The following is a 14,640-nucleotide window of genomic DNA, read 5'->3' as shown; positions in this document are numbered from 1 at the left end:
CGAGGACATTGCCGGGCTCTATCGCCGGCGATGGGCCATCGAGTTGTTCTTTCGCTGGGTCAAGCAGACCCTCAAGATCACCCGCTTCGTGGGCACCTCCGAGAATGCCGTGCGAATCCAGATCTCCGTCGCCCTGATCGCCTTTCTGCTGCTGCGCCTGGCCCAGGCCGCCCAAAAAGCCGTTCAGAGCCCGCTCGTCTTCGCCAGGCTCGTCCGCACCAATCTCATGCACCGCAGATCGATCCAAAATCTGGACGCGCCCGAGCCAGTCCTTCAAGATCACAGACAGATGAGCCTCAGTCTATGCTAAGCGCTCAACCGGACAGCCGTGGGTCAAGCCCGGCCATGACGAGGAGAGATCCTACGAATAACTCGGCGCGTCCGGCTTCCGGAAAATGTGGATGGGATCGCCCGGCACGAACGGCTGGCCGCGGAACATCGCATAGGCATAGAGCGCGAGATAGACGATCGCCAGCGCGCCGACGGCGTAGAAGGCCCAGGTCCCGACTCGCTTCATGTTTCTGCTCCATAGCCGTCCCCGCGGGAAAGCTCAGGGCGCTTCTAGAGCGATGGGCAAGAAAAGACCAGCCTGAGCGCGGCGATCAAACGCCGCGGCGGCTGCGTGCGGGAACGCTGACCTCGGCGAGCCTCGCGACGTCCTCGTCCTGATCCACCGCCACATACTGGCCGTGCCAATAAGCGAGCGCGGCGTTGCGGACCGAGTTCTTGATGGTCCTGACGCGACCGATGACGATGCCGTGCGAATGCCGCTCGATGATGTCCTCGACCTCGCAATCGACCGATGACAATGCGCCGACCAGCAGCGGCACGCCGGAAACGGCGGTGACCCATTGAGCGCCTGCAAATCGATCAGCCCCCTTCAGGCCACCCTTGCCCGCGAAGCGCTCGGCGACATCGAGCTGATCGGCGGCGAGGATGTTCACGCCGAAGGCGCCGTAGCGGCGGATCAGCGGGAAGGACGAGGCATCACGGTTGATGCTGACCAGCAGCGTCGGCGGATCAACTGACAGCGAGGTCACCGAGGTGACCGTCATGCCCGTGATGTCCTTGCCCCGCCCGGCCGTGATGACGCTGACGCCGCCGGTGAGGCGGCGCATGGCGCCGCGGAAATCGGCGGACGAGACGGGGATTTCGGTCATGAGCTCGCGAGGGACTACATTCATGGCATGCTCCCCAAGTGGGGCTTCCCCCTATCTAGGTACGATCATCCGCGGACAAAAGGTGGCTCAGGATCGAGCCTTCGAGAGCTGCGAGCTCGACCGAACCCCGCACCCTCGGCCTGCTGGCATTAACCATGACGTCGTCGGCGATCCGGCCCTCCTCGATCACCAGCACCCGGTCGGCCAGCGCGACGGCTTCAGAGACATCGTGGGTCACCAGGATCGCCGTAAAGCCCTGGTCGCGCCAGACGCGCTCCAGAAGCCGCTGCATCGAGATGCGGGTGAGTGCATCCAGCGCGCCGAGCGGCTCGTCGAAAGCAAGCACGCGCGGACGGGAAACCAGCGCGCGCGCGAGCGCGACGCGCTGCTTCTGGCCGCCCGACAGCACCGATGGCCATTGGTCGCGCTTGTCGACGAGCCCCACCTCGGTGAGCGCCTTCTCCGCGCGCGACTGCGCGCTATCGGAGGCGCGATCACGGCCGAGACCGACCTCGACATTGGAGAGCACGCGCGCCCAGGGCAGCAGCCGCGGCTCCTGGAACATCACGCGGATGTCTGCGGCCTGCGCGTCCGCGCCAAAGCTGATGCTGCCGGCGTCGATCTTCTCCAGGCCGGCGATGAGGCGCAGCAGCGTGCTCTTGCCGCAGCCGCTCTTGCCGACGATCGCGACGAACTGGCCCGCGGGAATGTGCAGATCGATGCCGCGCAGCACCTCGTTGTCGCCGAAGGATTTGCGCAAGCCCCGGATGCTCAGCGGCAGCCCGCTTGCCTGAAAGGGCCGCTCCTCGCGCGCCACACGGGCGTGAGGCGCGAAGTTGGCAGGGATGGCGAGCTCGGTCTCGGGAAGGATCGTACGAAGCGCTGTCTGCATGGGATTCCCAATATTTCTGCTCAATTCTTCTGGAAGCCGGGGTGCCAGGCGAGCGTCGCCCGCTCCAGCACGCGGGAGGCGCTGTCGGCGAGCTTGCCGAGCAGGGCGTAGATCAGGATCGAGAGCACGACGACGTCGATCTGCATGAACTCGCGCGCCTGCATCGCCATGTAGCCGAGGCCCGAGGACGCCGCGATGGTCTCGGCGACGATCAAGGTCAGCCACATGATGCCGAGCGCGAAACGGATGCCGACGAAGATCGACGGCAGCGCGCCCGGGAAGATCACGCGGCGGAACAATTCGCTGTCGCTCATGCCGTAGATGCGGCCCATCTCGATCAGTTGCGGATCGACGGTGCGGATGCCGTGCAGCGTGTTCAGATAGATCGGGAAGAACACGCCGAGTGCGACGAGAAACAGCTTGGCGCTCTCGTCGATGCCGAACCACAGGATGACCAGCGGGATCAGCGCCAGGTGCGGCACGTTGCGCACCATCTGCAGTGTGGTGTCGGTGAGCTTTGCCGACAGCTGTGACAGACCGTTGGCGAGCCCGAAGGCGAAGCCGATGCCGCCGCCGATCAGAAAGCCGATAGAGGCCCGCCAGAACGAGACCCAGATGTTGCGGCCAAGCTCACCTGACAGCAGCAGCTTCCAGCCGGCGAGCGCAACATCGCTCGGTGCCGGCAAGACGCGCACCGGCACCAGGCCGGCGACGCTCGCCACTTGCCAGAGCACGATGATGGCGAGCGGCACGATCCACGGGAGCAGGCGGTCGATCCCGGGCAGGCGGAAATTGCGCGGGAGAGACACGCTGTCGATGAGGCTCATGATTGCGACACCCGATGCTGAGGGCGGTAATCGCTGCCGACCGTTTCTCCGAAGGGACCGCCGTTGAAGTGCAGCCTGGTCACGTTGCTCGGCTGCTCCAGCGAGAGCAGCGGGAACACCAGCTCGGCGAACCGATAGGCTTCCTCCAGATGCGGGTAGCCCGACAGGATGAAAGTATCGATGCCGATATCCTGATACTCCTTGATGCGAGTCGCGACCGTCTCGGCATCACCGACCAGCGCCGTGCCGGCGCCGCCGCGCACAAGGCCGACGCCGGCCCACAGGTTCGGCGCGATCTCGAGCTTGTCGCGCTTGCCGCCGTGAAGCTGCGCCATGCGCTGCTGGCCGACCGAGTCCATCCGCGCAAAGTTCTTCTGCGCGGCCGCAATGGTATCGTCGCTGACATGCTTGATCAGCTCGCCCGCCGCGCGCCAGGCCTCTTCGTTGGTCTCGCGCACGATCACATGGAGCCGGATGCCGAAGGAGAGCTTGCGGCCACGCGCAGCCGCGATGTCCCGGACCTTCGCGACCTTCTCGGCGACCAGTGCCGGCGGCTCGCCCCAGGTGAGATATTTGTCGACGGCGTCGACGGCAACGTCGATGCCGGCATCCGACGAGCCGCCGAAATAGAGTGGCGGCCGCGGCGACTGCACGGGATGGAACAACAGCTTGCCGTCCTCGATGCGGATGTGCCTGCCCGCGACGTTGACGGTCTTGCCCGCGAGCAGTCCGCTGTAGACGGTAAGGAACTCGCGCGTGACCTCGTAGCGCTCGTCGTGACCAAGGAAGATGCCGTCGCCCCTGTTCTCGACGGGATCGCCGCCGGTGACGACGTTGACCAGTAGCCGGCCATTGGTGACGCGATCGAGCGTCGCGGTCATGCGCGCGGCGACGGTCGGCGATTGCAGGCCGGGGCGGACGGCGACGAGGTAGCGCAACCGCTCGGTGAACGGCGCCACTGAAGAGGCGACGATCCAGGAATCTTCGCAGGAGCGCCCGGTCGGCAACAGCACGCCGTAATAACCGAGCTGATCGGCCGCCTGCGCGACCTGGCGCAGATAGTTGAAGTTGACCTCGCGGCCGCCGATGCCGGTACCGAGATAGCGGCCGTCCCCATGCGTCGGCAGGAACCAGAGGATATTAGCGTTACTCTTCGTACTCATGAACCTGGCCTCCGTGCCACGTCGGAAATCTTGATGGATTTGGGAATCAGCTTGAGTGCGAAGAACGCGTCGGCAACCTGCTGCTGATCGGCGATGACGGCGTCGGTGATCGGCTTGATGCCGTAAGCCTGCCGCTTCAAGGCGACCTCGACCACCGGGACCGACAGGCCGATCGTCGGCGCCAGCTGCGCGGCCACCGCATGGATGTCGCCCTTGGCCCAATCGTCGACCGTGCTCAGCTCCTTGAGCAGGGCATCGACGATCTCAGGATTGGCGTCGAGGAATTTCTTCGAGGAGAAGTAGAACTGATAATTGGCGACGATGTCGGTGCCATCGGCGAGCGTGCGTGCGCCGGTGGCAGCTTCGGCTGCGGCCTGGAACGGATCCCAGATCACCCAGGCATCGACCGCCCCGCGCTCGAAGGCGGCACGGGCATCGGCCGGCGCCAGGAACACCGGTTCGATCTCGGAATATTTGACTCCCGCCTTCTCCAGCGCCTTGAGCAGGAGATAGTGAACGTTGGAACCCTTGTTGAGCGCGACCTTCTTGCCTTTGAGGTCAGCGACCGATTTCAGCGGGCTATCTTTCGGCACCAGGATCGCCTCGCCCTTCGGCGCCGGCGGCTCGTAGGCGACATACTGGATCGGCGCGCCGGCGGCCTGCGCGAAGATCGGCGGCGCTTCGCCGGTATTGCCGAAATCGATCGCGCCGACATTGAGCGCTTCGAGCAGCGGCGGGCCGGAGGGGAATTCGGTCCACACCACCTTGTAGCCGTCGGCGGCTAACTTCGGCTCCAGCGTGCCCTTGCTCTTGAGCAGCACCAGCTTGCCGTATTTCTGGTAACCGATGCGGACGACCTTGTCCTGACCGTAGGAGGTGCCGACCGCCGCGGCGACGATGCCGACCGAGAGCACGATCGCCGCGACCACGCGCTGAATGATACGCCTCATGTTCAAGCCCTTACGAATGGGGAGATTGGTTGGCACGATCAGGTCGCCGTGCTGCGCCAGACGATGTCGCGGATCGCGATCGGCTTCGGGATCAGACCGAGCTTGGCGAAGCGATCGGCAACGTCCTGCTGGGTCGCGATGATGTCGTCGGTCACAGGGCCGATGACGAAATTCGCGCGATTCGCAGCGACGGTCTGGATATCCAGCGGCACGCCGGTGATCGCGGCCAGCGACTTGGCGACTTCGTCGCGGTGCTGTTCAGCCCATTGACCAGTCGCAGTCGTCACGTCGACGATCCGTTGCAGGATCGCGCCATGGCTTCTCGCGAACTCGCGGTTGGCGATGTAAAAGGAATTGGTCTTGGTGATCTCGCGCGCATTGACCAGGATTCGGCCGCTCTGCCTGGTTTCACCGATCGCGAAATACGGATCCCAGATCGCCCAGGCCTCGATGCTGCCATTGGCAAAGGCGGGACCGGCGTCCGGCGGCGTCAGATAGACGGGCGTGATGTCGGCATAGGTCAGGCCGGCCTTCTCCAGCGTCTGCACCACGACGTTGTGGGCGCTGGAGCCCTTGGTGAAGCCGACGCGCTTGCCCCTCAAGTCGGCAAGGGTGCGGATCGGCGAATCCTTGGGCACCAGGATGCCTTGGCCGTTGGTGATGGGCTGACCCGCGGCATAGACGATTGCCGCGCCCGCGGCCTGCGCGAACACCGGCGGGGAATCGCCGACCGCGCCGTAATCGACGCTGCCGACATTCATCGCTTCCATCATCGGGGGGCCCGATGAGAACTCGACCCATTTCACCTCGATGCCCTCAGGGGCGAAATGTTTTTCCAGAGTTGCCCGCTGGCGCGCGATGACGAGCACGCCGGTCTTCTGGTAGCCGATACGAATTTCCTTCAGTCGACTTTGCGCGCTCGCGCGCGAAGCGAACGCAGCAACGATCGCCGTTCCGGCCGATAGTTTGAGAAAGTCCCGACGCTGCATTCCACATTCCGGGCCGCGTGCGGCCGTCATCATTCGCGTGCAGAGGATGATGGTGCGGGTTACCGGAGCTGTCGAGACATCGGGGAAAATAGCAATGCGAGCACTGCGCGCCGCGCGATGTGCATGATTAATCTTTCAAGCGCTCGCGGCGATGCAGACGGAATTTTTCCGCACGCGAATGTGAGAGCTCGCGCAAACGGAACGAAAACCGCGAAAACAACCCCATGCACAGTAGCCGCGGCGTGCAGAACCGATTTACTACGCATTATCCGAAATTATTCTTGACCCGTCGGGCAAAACAGGCGCATGATGGCATCATGAGGCGTCGGTGACGGACAAGCCCCGCCCCTATTGCAACCATCTCACTGGCAGGTTCTGCAGGCCGCGGAACGCCCAGCCGCCGATCCGCACCGGCTCGTCATCGGCGAGCTCGATCTGCCTGGCGCGCGCGAACAGCGTCGGCAGCGCGATGTCGGCGATCATCGCGCGCGAAGCCCAGGCACCGGCGCAGAAATGCGGTCCGGCGCCAAAGGCGACGCTCTTCGAGGTGTCACGCCGCACGTCGAATTCGTCGGCGCGCTCGAAATGCTTCTCGTCACGGTTGGCGGAGCCGAACATCAGGAACACGCGCTCGTCGAGCTCGAACGAAATGTCGCGGATGGTCCACGGCTTTGCGATGCGCCGCGGCGACATGCCGATCGGCGAAATCCAGCGGGCGTACTCTTCGAACGCCTGCAGCCATGTCAGCTCGCCCTTGCGTACGAGATCGAGCTGCGCGGGATGCGTCAGCAACGCCCACACCGTGCCGGCGATCGCCTTGCGCGGCTCGTTCTGGCCGCCCGAGATCGCGAGCTTGACATTCGCGCGCACGCTCTCCATCGGCATGCCGGAGGCGAGGAGAACACCGAGGATGCTCTGGTCAGGATGTTTGCGCATCACCGGCAGGATATCGTCGATCGCGGCATCGATTCCCGACGTCGCAGCATGGCAGCGCGCCTCGACCGCGGCATCGCCGCCATAATTGGCGATGCCCTCGATCATGCCCTGCGACCACGCATCCATCTCGGCAAAGCCGATATTGGTGAGGCCGGTGATCGACTTCAGGCATTCCCCTGAAAGCGGCAGCGCGAAGTCGCGCATGAGGTCGATGCGCCCAGGCGCGATCGCATCGATGATGCGATCAGCATGGGCCTGGAACAGCGCCGTCCAGTGTGCCTTCACCGTTCTTGGCGACACCGCCGGAAACATCGCGCGCCGCTCGACCTGATGCGCTTCGCCGTCCTTGCGCATCATGTTGTGGCCCATCAGCCGGTGCATCAGGCCGGCCGGCTGATGCGAGGAGAACACGTCGACTTGCTTCTCGGAAATCGAGATATCGTCTCGACCCGTCAGAAGCGTCGAGCCGAGCTGCGGCACGAAGGCGATCGGCGCTTCCTTGCGCAATTTCGCAAGCATCGGGTAGGGGTCGGCCCAGAACGCGACGGGGTCGATGTCGATGCGCGGCGCGGTGCTCAAGGCGGTCTCCCCTGGATTGCTTTGGGGCGAGATTAGCGAACTCAGCCTCCGGCGTCTGTCCCTAGCGACTGGACCAACGGCAGTCTCAACGAAATTACTGGTTTGTCGCCGCAGCGGCGGTCGCCACATATTTCGTGTAGAATTCGGCGACCCGGCTGCGCCACATGCCGACGAACGCCTCTGAAGTCACGTTGTCCACCGATTTCCAGGTGCGCTTGAATGCCGGAAGTGCGTTGCCCCAGATCGCGCGCTTGCACCACCTCTCGCCCTTCTCCTTGCCTTCGCTGGTGGCGCACATCGATTTCCAGGCGGTGCGAGCGGGCCGGCTGATGTGCTCAGCGGCGCCTTCCCAGCCCTGCTGATGGATCAGGTAAAGATCGCTCATGTCCGGCTTCCGGTGCGTGATCCACTCGAACTGGATGCCTTCGGTAATGATCTTGTAAGCGGCCGCAACGGCGTTGTCCCGCGGGCTGCGAATCTGCCCGAAGCCGAACTTCCCGAATTCGTACTGGCTCAGCTGAAACAGGCCGATATACGAGCCGGTGCGTTGATTGGGGTTGAAACCGGATTCGATCTTGGCAACCGCCATCATGAAATTGACATCGAGACCAAACGCGTCGGAAGCGCGTTTGATCTCTTCGGCGGGCGTTCCGAGCGGAATGTCCTTGAACGCACGCAAGACGATCTCCGCCGGCTTCTCGGCGGGCGGCAGTTCGGACCAGACGTAGTAGATCAGATAACGGAAATCCTGCCTCGACGCCGCTTTCGGAGCAGCATCGGAGCCATCGCGTGCTGCCGGCAGCGGCTGGACGATATCCTGTCCCAGCGAGGCCAATTTCGGCGCGACGGCATCGTCGGCTCGTTCGGCTCCGGCGCTCGACGGCGTTGAACCAGCCGAGGTCACCGAGCCAAGCTCCGCTCTTTCTGCCCGAAGCGCTGCTGCAAGTTTTTTTGATGCCTCTGCGTACAACGCAGGCGTCACCATGTCCGCCGGGGCCGCCATCTTCGCGGGAGCCGTCACATTCGCTGCTGCTTCCGGCATGACGTCAGGCACTGTCGCGGCCGGTCTGTTTCCGCCGGCCAGATAGACTCCCACGGACGAGATAACAGCCACGATGCAGCCGGTCTGCCAAACCTTCATTGCCCGAAGTCCAGGGATGGCTTCTGTCTGAAGGCTGTTCGCATGTCCTGCGGCCTGTCGTTGAGTCCTCTTCGTAGACCCTTATGGTTTAAATGTGGTGAACGCGAGGAGGCTTTCTGGCTCCCCCATCATTGGACATGTCCCGGTTTGGGTCGAAAGCGGCCCCATTCCCGCCTCCTTAGGTTCAGGACGCACGGACCAGCCGGCAGGCCGCGACCGATGGAAACAGCTCATTCTGCAGGGAGATGCCGAGCCGGGTTGGGGCTTTCGATCTTCGATCATCCAGCGGCGAGGTGCGCCTCAGCGCGGATTGGGCGGCAACGTCTTGTGAATGTGAGTGGCTGCGATGGCCGCGTGACCGGTCCCGACCGCAATCTGGTGAAGGTCCGACACGACATCGCCTGCCGCATAGATGCCCGGCACAGTCGTCTGCTGATGCGCGTCGACATCGAGACATCCCGTATCATGGCTCCGCGCCCCGAGCCGGGTTGCGAGGATCGAGCCCGCCTTGCAGCCGAGCGCCGGATAAAGAACGTCAACCGCAACGTCGCCTTCGCTGCAGGAGATGACGATGCCCCGCTGTTCGATGCGCAACCCGGAACCAGCGCAGACCAGCTTGATCCCTGATGCGCGCAGATCATGCTCATCGAGAGCGTCGTCAGCGGAAGGCACGAGGGCAACTTCGCGCGAATAGCTGCGCAGGAACTTGGCCTTGTGCACGGCGCCGCTGCCGGCACCATAAACGCCGATGCGCTTGTCGGCAGCCTCGAACCCGTCGCAAACGGGGCAATAGCGGATCAGTCCGAGATGCACCGCTTCGTCATGCCCCTCGATCGCCGGCTCGACATCGACGATGCCCGTGGCCAGCAGAACCGTCCGCGCCCGTGCCGTGCCGCCCGCGAAGCGGGCCTCGAAGAACTCGCCGTTCCGGTCGAGACCGTCCACGCGGGCATTGATGAGGGAGATGCTGTAGGAGGAAGACTGCTTCCTGAGCAAGAGCAGGAGTTCACGGCCGGAGATGCCCGAGGGAAAGCCGGGGTAGTTGTGACTCTTCGGTATCCATTCCGCCCGGCTGCGGCCGGCATCGAAGACCGTGACGGACCGCTTGTAGCGCGCCAGATAAAGCGCGGCTGTCAGCCCGGCCGGCCCGCCTCCGATGACGAGGCAATCGAGAACGTCTGGTTTGCAAGGTGGCGTCATGGGCACTTCGTTCCGAGCTAGGGCTCACGACACCAAGGCCGCGCTCACCTCGCTATCAAACGCTCAGCGCGGTGCTCGTTCCTCGGACCGGGTGTGACCGAAGGGCCGTATGCGGGATCGCGGAGGTCGAAGGGACCCTGGTTCAGGCTGCACGGCCCGGCGAGCAGGCGCAGCACGATCCCGAACAACTCGTTCTGCGAGGAAATGCCGAACTGCTCACAGGCGCGCTTGCGGTAGGTCAGGGTCGAATGTAGGCTGATGCCGAGCGTTCGCGAGATCGCCTCGGAGGAGAAGCCGCAGCGGGAACGCCCTACCCCGCCGCGGTCTTCACCGGCGCAACATTGATCGCGAGCTTACCGTAGCGGTCGGTAAATGCCTCCGTGTCGATCTCTTCCAGCTTGATCTCGCCGCTCATCACGCTCCTCTTCCAGGCGGCCTGGTCGGGATCGTTCTGGAAGTCCGGCATCACCTCGCGGCCGAACAGTTCGAGCGATTCGCAGATGTGCTCGTGGCTGTTCTTGCCCGCTTGATTGAGCAGGATGACCTGGTCGATATGCGACGATTGAAAGCGCTTCAGCTTCCTGCGGATCGTCTCGGGCGAGCCGATCAGGCCGCCGCGTAGCGCCGCCTCCTGCGCCTCCGGATTGTCGCGCTTCCATTTCATGTATTCGTCCCACATGTTGACGGTGTAGGGCGCCGGACGCTGGCGGTTCTGCGAGGCGCCGTAGAATCGCAGCGCGAACTGGAAGAAGGTGGCGCCGTCGGCCCGCGCACGCGCCTCTTCATCCGTCTTCGCGCACATGAAGAACGACACCAGCGCCATGTTCGGGTTGATCTCGTAATCGGCGAGCTTGTGCAGCCGTTTTGTCATGGCGTTGTAGTAAGCGTGCACCCAGGCATGGGCGGCATCGGCGCTGACGAACTGGAAGCCGAGCGCGCCGAAACCGTGGCGGCCCGCGCGCTCGATGGTCGGCAGCTGCGAGCAGGCCATCCACAGCGGGGGATGCGGCTTCTGCACCGGCTTGGGCACGACATTGCGCAAGGGGATGTCGAAATATTTGCCGTGATGCTCGGACCCTGCGTCCTTGAACATCGGGAAGATCGCGGCGACGGCCTCCTCGAACACTTCCTTCTTGGTTTCCATGTCACGGCCGAACGGCGTCAGCTCGGTGATCGACGCGCTCTCGCCCATGCCGAATTCGCAGCGGCCATTGGAGAGCAGATCGAGCACCGCGACACGCTCGGCGACGCGCGCCGGATGGTTGGTCGTGAGCTGAAGGATGCCGTGGCCGAGCCGGATCTTCTTCGTGCGCTGGCTCGCGGCGGCGAGGAAGGATTCCGGCGAGGGCGAATGCGAATATTCCTCGAGGAAGTGATGCTCGACGACCCAGGCGTGGTCGTAGCCGAGGCGGTCTGCGAGTTCCATCTGCGAGAGCGCATTCTGGTATAGGGCGAGCTCGTCGCCCGCGACCCAGGGCCGCGGCAGTTGCAGCTCATAGAAGATGCCGAACTTCATGACGCCTCTCCCGCTTGCTCGTTTCTTGTTGCGGGCATCTTAATGCGCGGGACGCGACTGTCCACGCCGCCACAATTCCGCCATGCGGGAGAAGGCGTCGTGTGCCGTGCGGCGACCATCATGACAACCTGGACGATTGATCCAGATCAACGCGTCAGCCGGTCTGCTGCATTTAGTGTGCGGCAAGGCAACGGCCCGGATGCCGTCCCGATTCCCCCGACCAGTTCAAAGAGACCGAATATGTCGGCCCCTGACGCCACGATGTCACGCGTGCGCCGCAAGCGCATGGAGATTTTTGCGTTCCTGTTCCTGACCGCGATCGTGATGCCCGTCCTCGCGGTCGGAACGGTCGGCTCTTACGGGTTGGGAGTCTGGATCTACCAGACGTTCGCCGGTCCTCCCGGTCCGCCAAGCGCCCCGCATTGATCCCGCGACCCGAAAGACAGGCATCATGGCTCCAACCACACTCAACCGCCGCGCATTGATTACCGGCCGGGTGCTCAGCACCGTCAGCATCGTGCCGCCTCCGGGCTGCGAGATCGCCAGCATCCTGGTGCAGGCCCGCCCTGAGCGCCTCGCCGAGGTCGAGGCCGAGATCACCGCGCTTGAAGGCTGTGAGATCCATGGCCGCGACGTCAGAGGAAAGCTCGTCGTCGTGGCCGAGGCGCCCGATGCCGGCAGCCTCGGCACCATGCTCAACACCATTCAATCGCTGCGCAACGTCTATTCCGCGGCGCTCGTCTTTCACGCCATCGAAACGACTTGAGGTCGGGAGAGCCATCATGACATCGCCAAAGCTCGACCGCCGCCAGATGCTCAAGCTCGAGGCCGCCGCGATTGCGGCCGCCGCGGCCGGCATGCCCGCGCCTGCGCTCGCCGCCAATCTCGTCACCGAGCGCGACACATCGGAGTTGAAATGGGACAAGGCCGCCTGCCGCTTCTGCGGCACCGGTTGCTCCGTGATGGTGGCAACCAAGGACAACAGGGTCGTTGCCACCCATGGCGACATCAAGGCCGAGGTCAATCGCGGCCTCAACTGCGTCAAGGGCTACTTCCTCTCCAAGATCATGTACGGCCACGACCGCCTGACGCAGCCGATGCTGCGCAAGACGGATGGCAAGTACGACAAGAACGGCGAGTTCACGCCCGTCTCCTGGACCGAAGCCTTCGACATCATGGAGGCGAAGTGGAAGGAGGCGATGAAGAAGCGCGGGCCGAACGGCGTCGCCATGTTCGGCTCCGGCCAGTGGACGATCTGGGAAGGCTATGCGGCCTCGAAACTGTTCAAGGCCGGCTTCCGCACCAACAACATCGACCCCAACGCGCGCCACTGCATGGCCTCGGCCGTCGCCGGCATGATGCGCACCTTCGGCATCGACGAGCCGGCCGGCTGCTATGACGACATCGAGGCCACGGACGCGTTCGTGCTGTGGGGCTCCAACATGGCGGAGATGCACCCGATCCTGTGGACGCGGGTAACAGACCGCCGGCTGTCTGCGCCGCATGTGCGTGTCGCCGTGCTTTCTACCTTCGAGCACCGCTCGTTCGATCTTGCCGACATCGGCATGGTGTTCAAGCCGCAGACCGACCTCTACATCCTCAACGCCATCGCCAACCACATCATCAAGACCAACAGGGTGAACAAGGATTTCGTCGCCGCGCATACCATTTTCCGGCGTGGGCAGACCGACATCGGCTACGGCCTGCGGCCGGAGCACCCGCTCCAGAAAAAAGCCACGGGCGCGGCGAAGGCCAACGACTCCACGGACATGAGCTACGACGAATACGTCAAATTCGTCTCGGACTACACGCTGGAGAAGGCCGCCAAAATGTCCGGCGTACCGGTGAACCGGCTCGAGGCGCTTGCCGAACTCTATGCCGATCCAAAAACGAAAGTGGTCTCGTTCTGGACCATGGGCTTCAACCAGCACACCCGCGGGGTCTGGTGCAACAACCTCGTCTACAACATCCATTTGTTGACCGGAAAGATCTCCGCCCCCGGCAACAGCCCGTTCTCGCTGACCGGCCAGCCCTCGGCCTGCGGCACCGCGCGCGAGGTCGGCACATTCTCGCACCGGCTGCCCGCCGACATGGTCGTGACCAACAAGGAGCATCGCGACAAGGCGGAGCATATCTGGCAGCTGCCGGAGGGCACCATTCCCGACAAGAACGGTGCGCATGCCGTGCTGCAAAGCCGGATGCTGAAGGACGGCCTGATCAATGCCTATTGGGTGCAGGTCAACAACAATTTGCAAGCCGGCCCGAACGCCAATGAGGAGACCTATCCGGGCTTCCGCAATCCCGACAATTTCATCGTCGTCTCGGATGCCTATCCGACCGTGACGGCGCTGGCCGCCGATTTGATATTGCCGACTGCGATGTGGGTAGAGAAAGAAGGCGCTTACGGCAATGCCGAACGGCGCACGCAGTTCTGGCATCAGCTCGTCCAGGCGCCGGGCGAAGCCAGGTCCGATCTCTGGCAGCTCGTCGAGTTCTCCAAGCGCTTCAAGATCGAGGAAGTCTGGCCCGAAGAGTTGATCGCCAAGAAGCCGGAGGTGCGCGGCAAGACGCTGTTCGACGTGCTCTACAAGAACGGCCAGGTCGACAAGTTTCCTGTGGCGGAGATCGAGGAAGGCTACTCCAACCAGGAGTCCCAGGCGTTCGGCTTCTACGTGCAGAAGGGGCTGTTCGAGGAGTACGCGCAATTCGGCCGCGGCCATGGTCACGACCTCGCACCGTTCGAAAGCTATCACCGGGAGCGCGGACTGCGCTGGCCTGTGGTCAACGGCCAGGAAACGAAGTGGCGTTTCCGCGAGGGCAGCGATCCCTACGTCAAGCAGGGCACGGACGTGCAGTTCTACGGCTACCCCGATGGCAAGGCGCGCATCTTCGCGCTGCCTTACGAGCCTCCGGCAGAATCGCCCGACAACGACTATCCGTACTGGCTGTCGACCGGCCGCGTGCTGGAGCACTGGCATTCCGGCACCATGACTCGCCGCGTGCCCGAGCTCTACAAGGCCTTCCCCGAGGCTGTGTGCTTCATGCATCCTGATGACGCCTCGGAAGCCAAGCTTCGCCGCGGCGATGAGGTGAAAGTGGTCTCGCGCCGCGGCTATATCCGCGCCCGCGTCGAGACCCGCGGCCGCGACCGGCCACCGAAGGGCCTGGTGTTCGTGCCGTGGTTCGACGAATCCAAGCTGATCAACAAGGTGACGCTGGACGCCACCGATCCGATCTCGCTGCAAACCGACTTCAAGAAATGCGCCGTGCGCATCGAGCGGGTGTGA

15 protein-coding genes and 1 pseudogene are annotated in these 14,640 nt (G+C 63.8%); 4 read left to right on the top strand and 12 right to left on the bottom strand.

Features of this window, described 5'->3' with window-relative positions:
• On the top strand, positions 1-310 hold a 310-nt coding region (locus BM222_RS05635), incomplete at its 5' end, for a transposase (RefSeq protein ID WP_502690866.1).
• 51 nt (positions 311-361) lie between these two features.
• On the opposite strand, the gene BM222_RS40890 is transcribed toward BM222_RS05635, so the two are convergent.
• From BM222_RS40890 to BM222_RS05580, 12 genes and pseudogenes are all read right to left on the bottom strand, one after another.
• The gene (locus BM222_RS40890) at positions 362-517 is read right to left on the bottom strand and encodes a hypothetical protein (RefSeq protein WP_177243026.1); all 156 of its coding nucleotides are present in this window, start codon (positions 515-517) and stop codon (positions 362-364) included.
• Positions 518-602: 85 nt separating this feature from the next.
• On the bottom strand, positions 603-1,184 hold the full coding sequence (locus BM222_RS05630) for a flavin reductase family protein (protein ID WP_092227256.1): 582 nt from the start codon (positions 1,182-1,184) through the stop codon (positions 603-605).
• Positions 1,185-1,215: 31 nt separating this feature from the next.
• Positions 1,216-2,052, bottom strand: a complete 837-nt coding sequence (locus BM222_RS05625; RefSeq protein ID WP_092227255.1) for an ATP-binding cassette domain-containing protein — start codon at positions 2,050-2,052, stop codon at positions 1,216-1,218.
• 20 nt (positions 2,053-2,072) lie between these two features.
• A complete protein-coding gene (gene ssuC / locus BM222_RS05620) occupies positions 2,073-2,879 on the bottom strand; it encodes an aliphatic sulfonate ABC transporter permease SsuC (protein ID WP_092227254.1) in 807 nt (268 codons plus the stop codon).
• Positions 2,876-4,042, bottom strand: a complete 1,167-nt coding sequence (gene ssuD, locus BM222_RS05615; protein WP_092227253.1) for an FMNH2-dependent alkanesulfonate monooxygenase — start codon at positions 4,040-4,042, stop codon at positions 2,876-2,878. Before ssuD ends, ssuC begins: the two co-directional genes overlap by 4 nt.
• Complete coding sequence (locus BM222_RS05610; RefSeq protein ID WP_092227252.1) at positions 4,039-4,992, bottom strand: sulfonate ABC transporter substrate-binding protein; 954 nt, start codon at positions 4,990-4,992, stop codon at positions 4,039-4,041. The genes ssuD and BM222_RS05610 overlap by 4 nt, the downstream gene beginning before the upstream one ends.
• Before the next feature lie 38 nt (positions 4,993-5,030).
• Positions 5,031-5,981, bottom strand: coding sequence for a sulfonate ABC transporter substrate-binding protein (locus BM222_RS05605; protein WP_092227251.1), 951 nt, complete (start codon positions 5,979-5,981; stop codon positions 5,031-5,033).
• A gap of 348 nt (positions 5,982-6,329) precedes the next feature.
• Positions 6,330-7,496 carry a cytochrome P450 gene (locus BM222_RS05600; protein ID WP_092227250.1) on the bottom strand — a complete coding sequence of 389 codons (1,167 nt, stop codon included), beginning with the start codon at positions 7,494-7,496 and terminating at the stop codon, positions 6,330-6,332.
• 94 nt (positions 7,497-7,590) lie between these two features.
• Positions 7,591-8,637, bottom strand: a complete 1,047-nt coding sequence (locus BM222_RS05595; protein WP_092227249.1) for a transglycosylase SLT domain-containing protein — start codon at positions 8,635-8,637, stop codon at positions 7,591-7,593.
• A gap of 300 nt (positions 8,638-8,937) precedes the next feature.
• A complete protein-coding gene (locus BM222_RS05590; RefSeq protein WP_092227248.1) occupies positions 8,938-9,837 on the bottom strand; it encodes an NAD(P)/FAD-dependent oxidoreductase in 900 nt (299 codons plus the stop codon).
• A gap of 140 nt (positions 9,838-9,977) precedes the next feature.
• Positions 9,978-10,133 (bottom strand): annotated as a pseudogene (locus BM222_RS41905) (LuxR family transcriptional regulator); the annotation flags it as partial.
• 14 nt (positions 10,134-10,147) lie between these two features.
• Positions 10,148-11,353: an LLM class flavin-dependent oxidoreductase gene (locus BM222_RS05580; protein WP_092227247.1), complete on the bottom strand. Its 1,206-nt coding sequence runs from the start codon at positions 11,351-11,353 to the stop codon at positions 10,148-10,150.
• A gap of 240 nt (positions 11,354-11,593) precedes the next feature.
• Between BM222_RS05580 and napE the strand changes: the two genes are divergently transcribed.
• From napE to napA, 3 genes are read left to right on the top strand one after another with little or no spacing between them, the layout of a single operon-like run.
• Positions 11,594-11,779 (top strand): periplasmic nitrate reductase, NapE protein, encoded by a 186-nt coding sequence (napE, locus tag BM222_RS05575; protein WP_092227246.1) that lies wholly within the window; start codon positions 11,594-11,596, stop codon positions 11,777-11,779.
• A 25-nt stretch (positions 11,780-11,804) separates the two neighbouring features.
• On the top strand, positions 11,805-12,119 hold the full coding sequence (locus BM222_RS05570; protein ID WP_092227245.1) for a chaperone NapD: 315 nt from the start codon (positions 11,805-11,807) through the stop codon (positions 12,117-12,119).
• Between the two features lie 16 nt (positions 12,120-12,135).
• A complete protein-coding gene (napA, locus tag BM222_RS05565; RefSeq protein WP_092227244.1) occupies positions 12,136-14,640 on the top strand; it encodes a nitrate reductase catalytic subunit NapA in 2,505 nt (834 codons plus the stop codon).

Source organism: Bradyrhizobium sp. Gha (assembly GCF_900113735.1).
Taxonomy (GTDB): Bacteria; Pseudomonadota; Alphaproteobacteria; order Rhizobiales; family Xanthobacteraceae; genus Bradyrhizobium.
The sequence above is the reverse complement of the archived record's forward strand: the minus strand, read 5'-3'. Positions and strand labels throughout refer to the sequence as shown.

Bases quoted from the DNA above. Each gene is read 5' to 3' on its own strand.
- BM222_RS40890 (WP_177243026.1), bottom strand. From the start codon at position 517: ATGAAGCGAGTCGGGACCTGGGCCTTCTACGCCGTCGGCGCGCTGGCG.
- BM222_RS05630 (WP_092227256.1), bottom strand. From the start codon at position 1,184: ATGAATGTAGTCCCTCGCGAGCTCATGACCGAAATCCCCGTCTCGTCC.
- BM222_RS05625 (WP_092227255.1), bottom strand. From the start codon at position 2,052: ATGCAGACAGCGCTTCGTACGATCCTTCCCGAGACCGAGCTCGCCATC.
- ssuC (WP_092227254.1), bottom strand. From the start codon at position 2,879: ATGAGCCTCATCGACAGCGTGTCTCTCCCGCGCAATTTCCGCCTGCCC.
- ssuD (WP_092227253.1), bottom strand. From the start codon at position 4,042: ATGAGTACGAAGAGTAACGCTAATATCCTCTGGTTCCTGCCGACGCAT.
- BM222_RS05610 (WP_092227252.1), bottom strand. From the start codon at position 4,992: ATGAGGCGTATCATTCAGCGCGTGGTCGCGGCGATCGTGCTCTCGGTC.
- BM222_RS05605 (WP_092227251.1), bottom strand. From the start codon at position 5,981: ATGCAGCGTCGGGACTTTCTCAAACTATCGGCCGGAACGGCGATCGTT.
- BM222_RS05595 (WP_092227249.1), bottom strand. From the start codon at position 8,637: ATGAAGGTTTGGCAGACCGGCTGCATCGTGGCTGTTATCTCGTCCGTG.
- BM222_RS05590 (WP_092227248.1), bottom strand. From the start codon at position 9,837: ATGACGCCACCTTGCAAACCAGACGTTCTCGATTGCCTCGTCATCGGA.
- BM222_RS05580 (WP_092227247.1), bottom strand. From the start codon at position 11,353: ATGAAGTTCGGCATCTTCTATGAGCTGCAACTGCCGCGGCCCTGGGTC.
- napE (WP_092227246.1), top strand. From the start codon at position 11,594: ATGTCGGCCCCTGACGCCACGATGTCACGCGTGCGCCGCAAGCGCATG.
- BM222_RS05570 (WP_092227245.1), top strand. From the start codon at position 11,805: ATGGCTCCAACCACACTCAACCGCCGCGCATTGATTACCGGCCGGGTG.
- napA (WP_092227244.1), top strand. From the start codon at position 12,136: ATGACATCGCCAAAGCTCGACCGCCGCCAGATGCTCAAGCTCGAGGCC.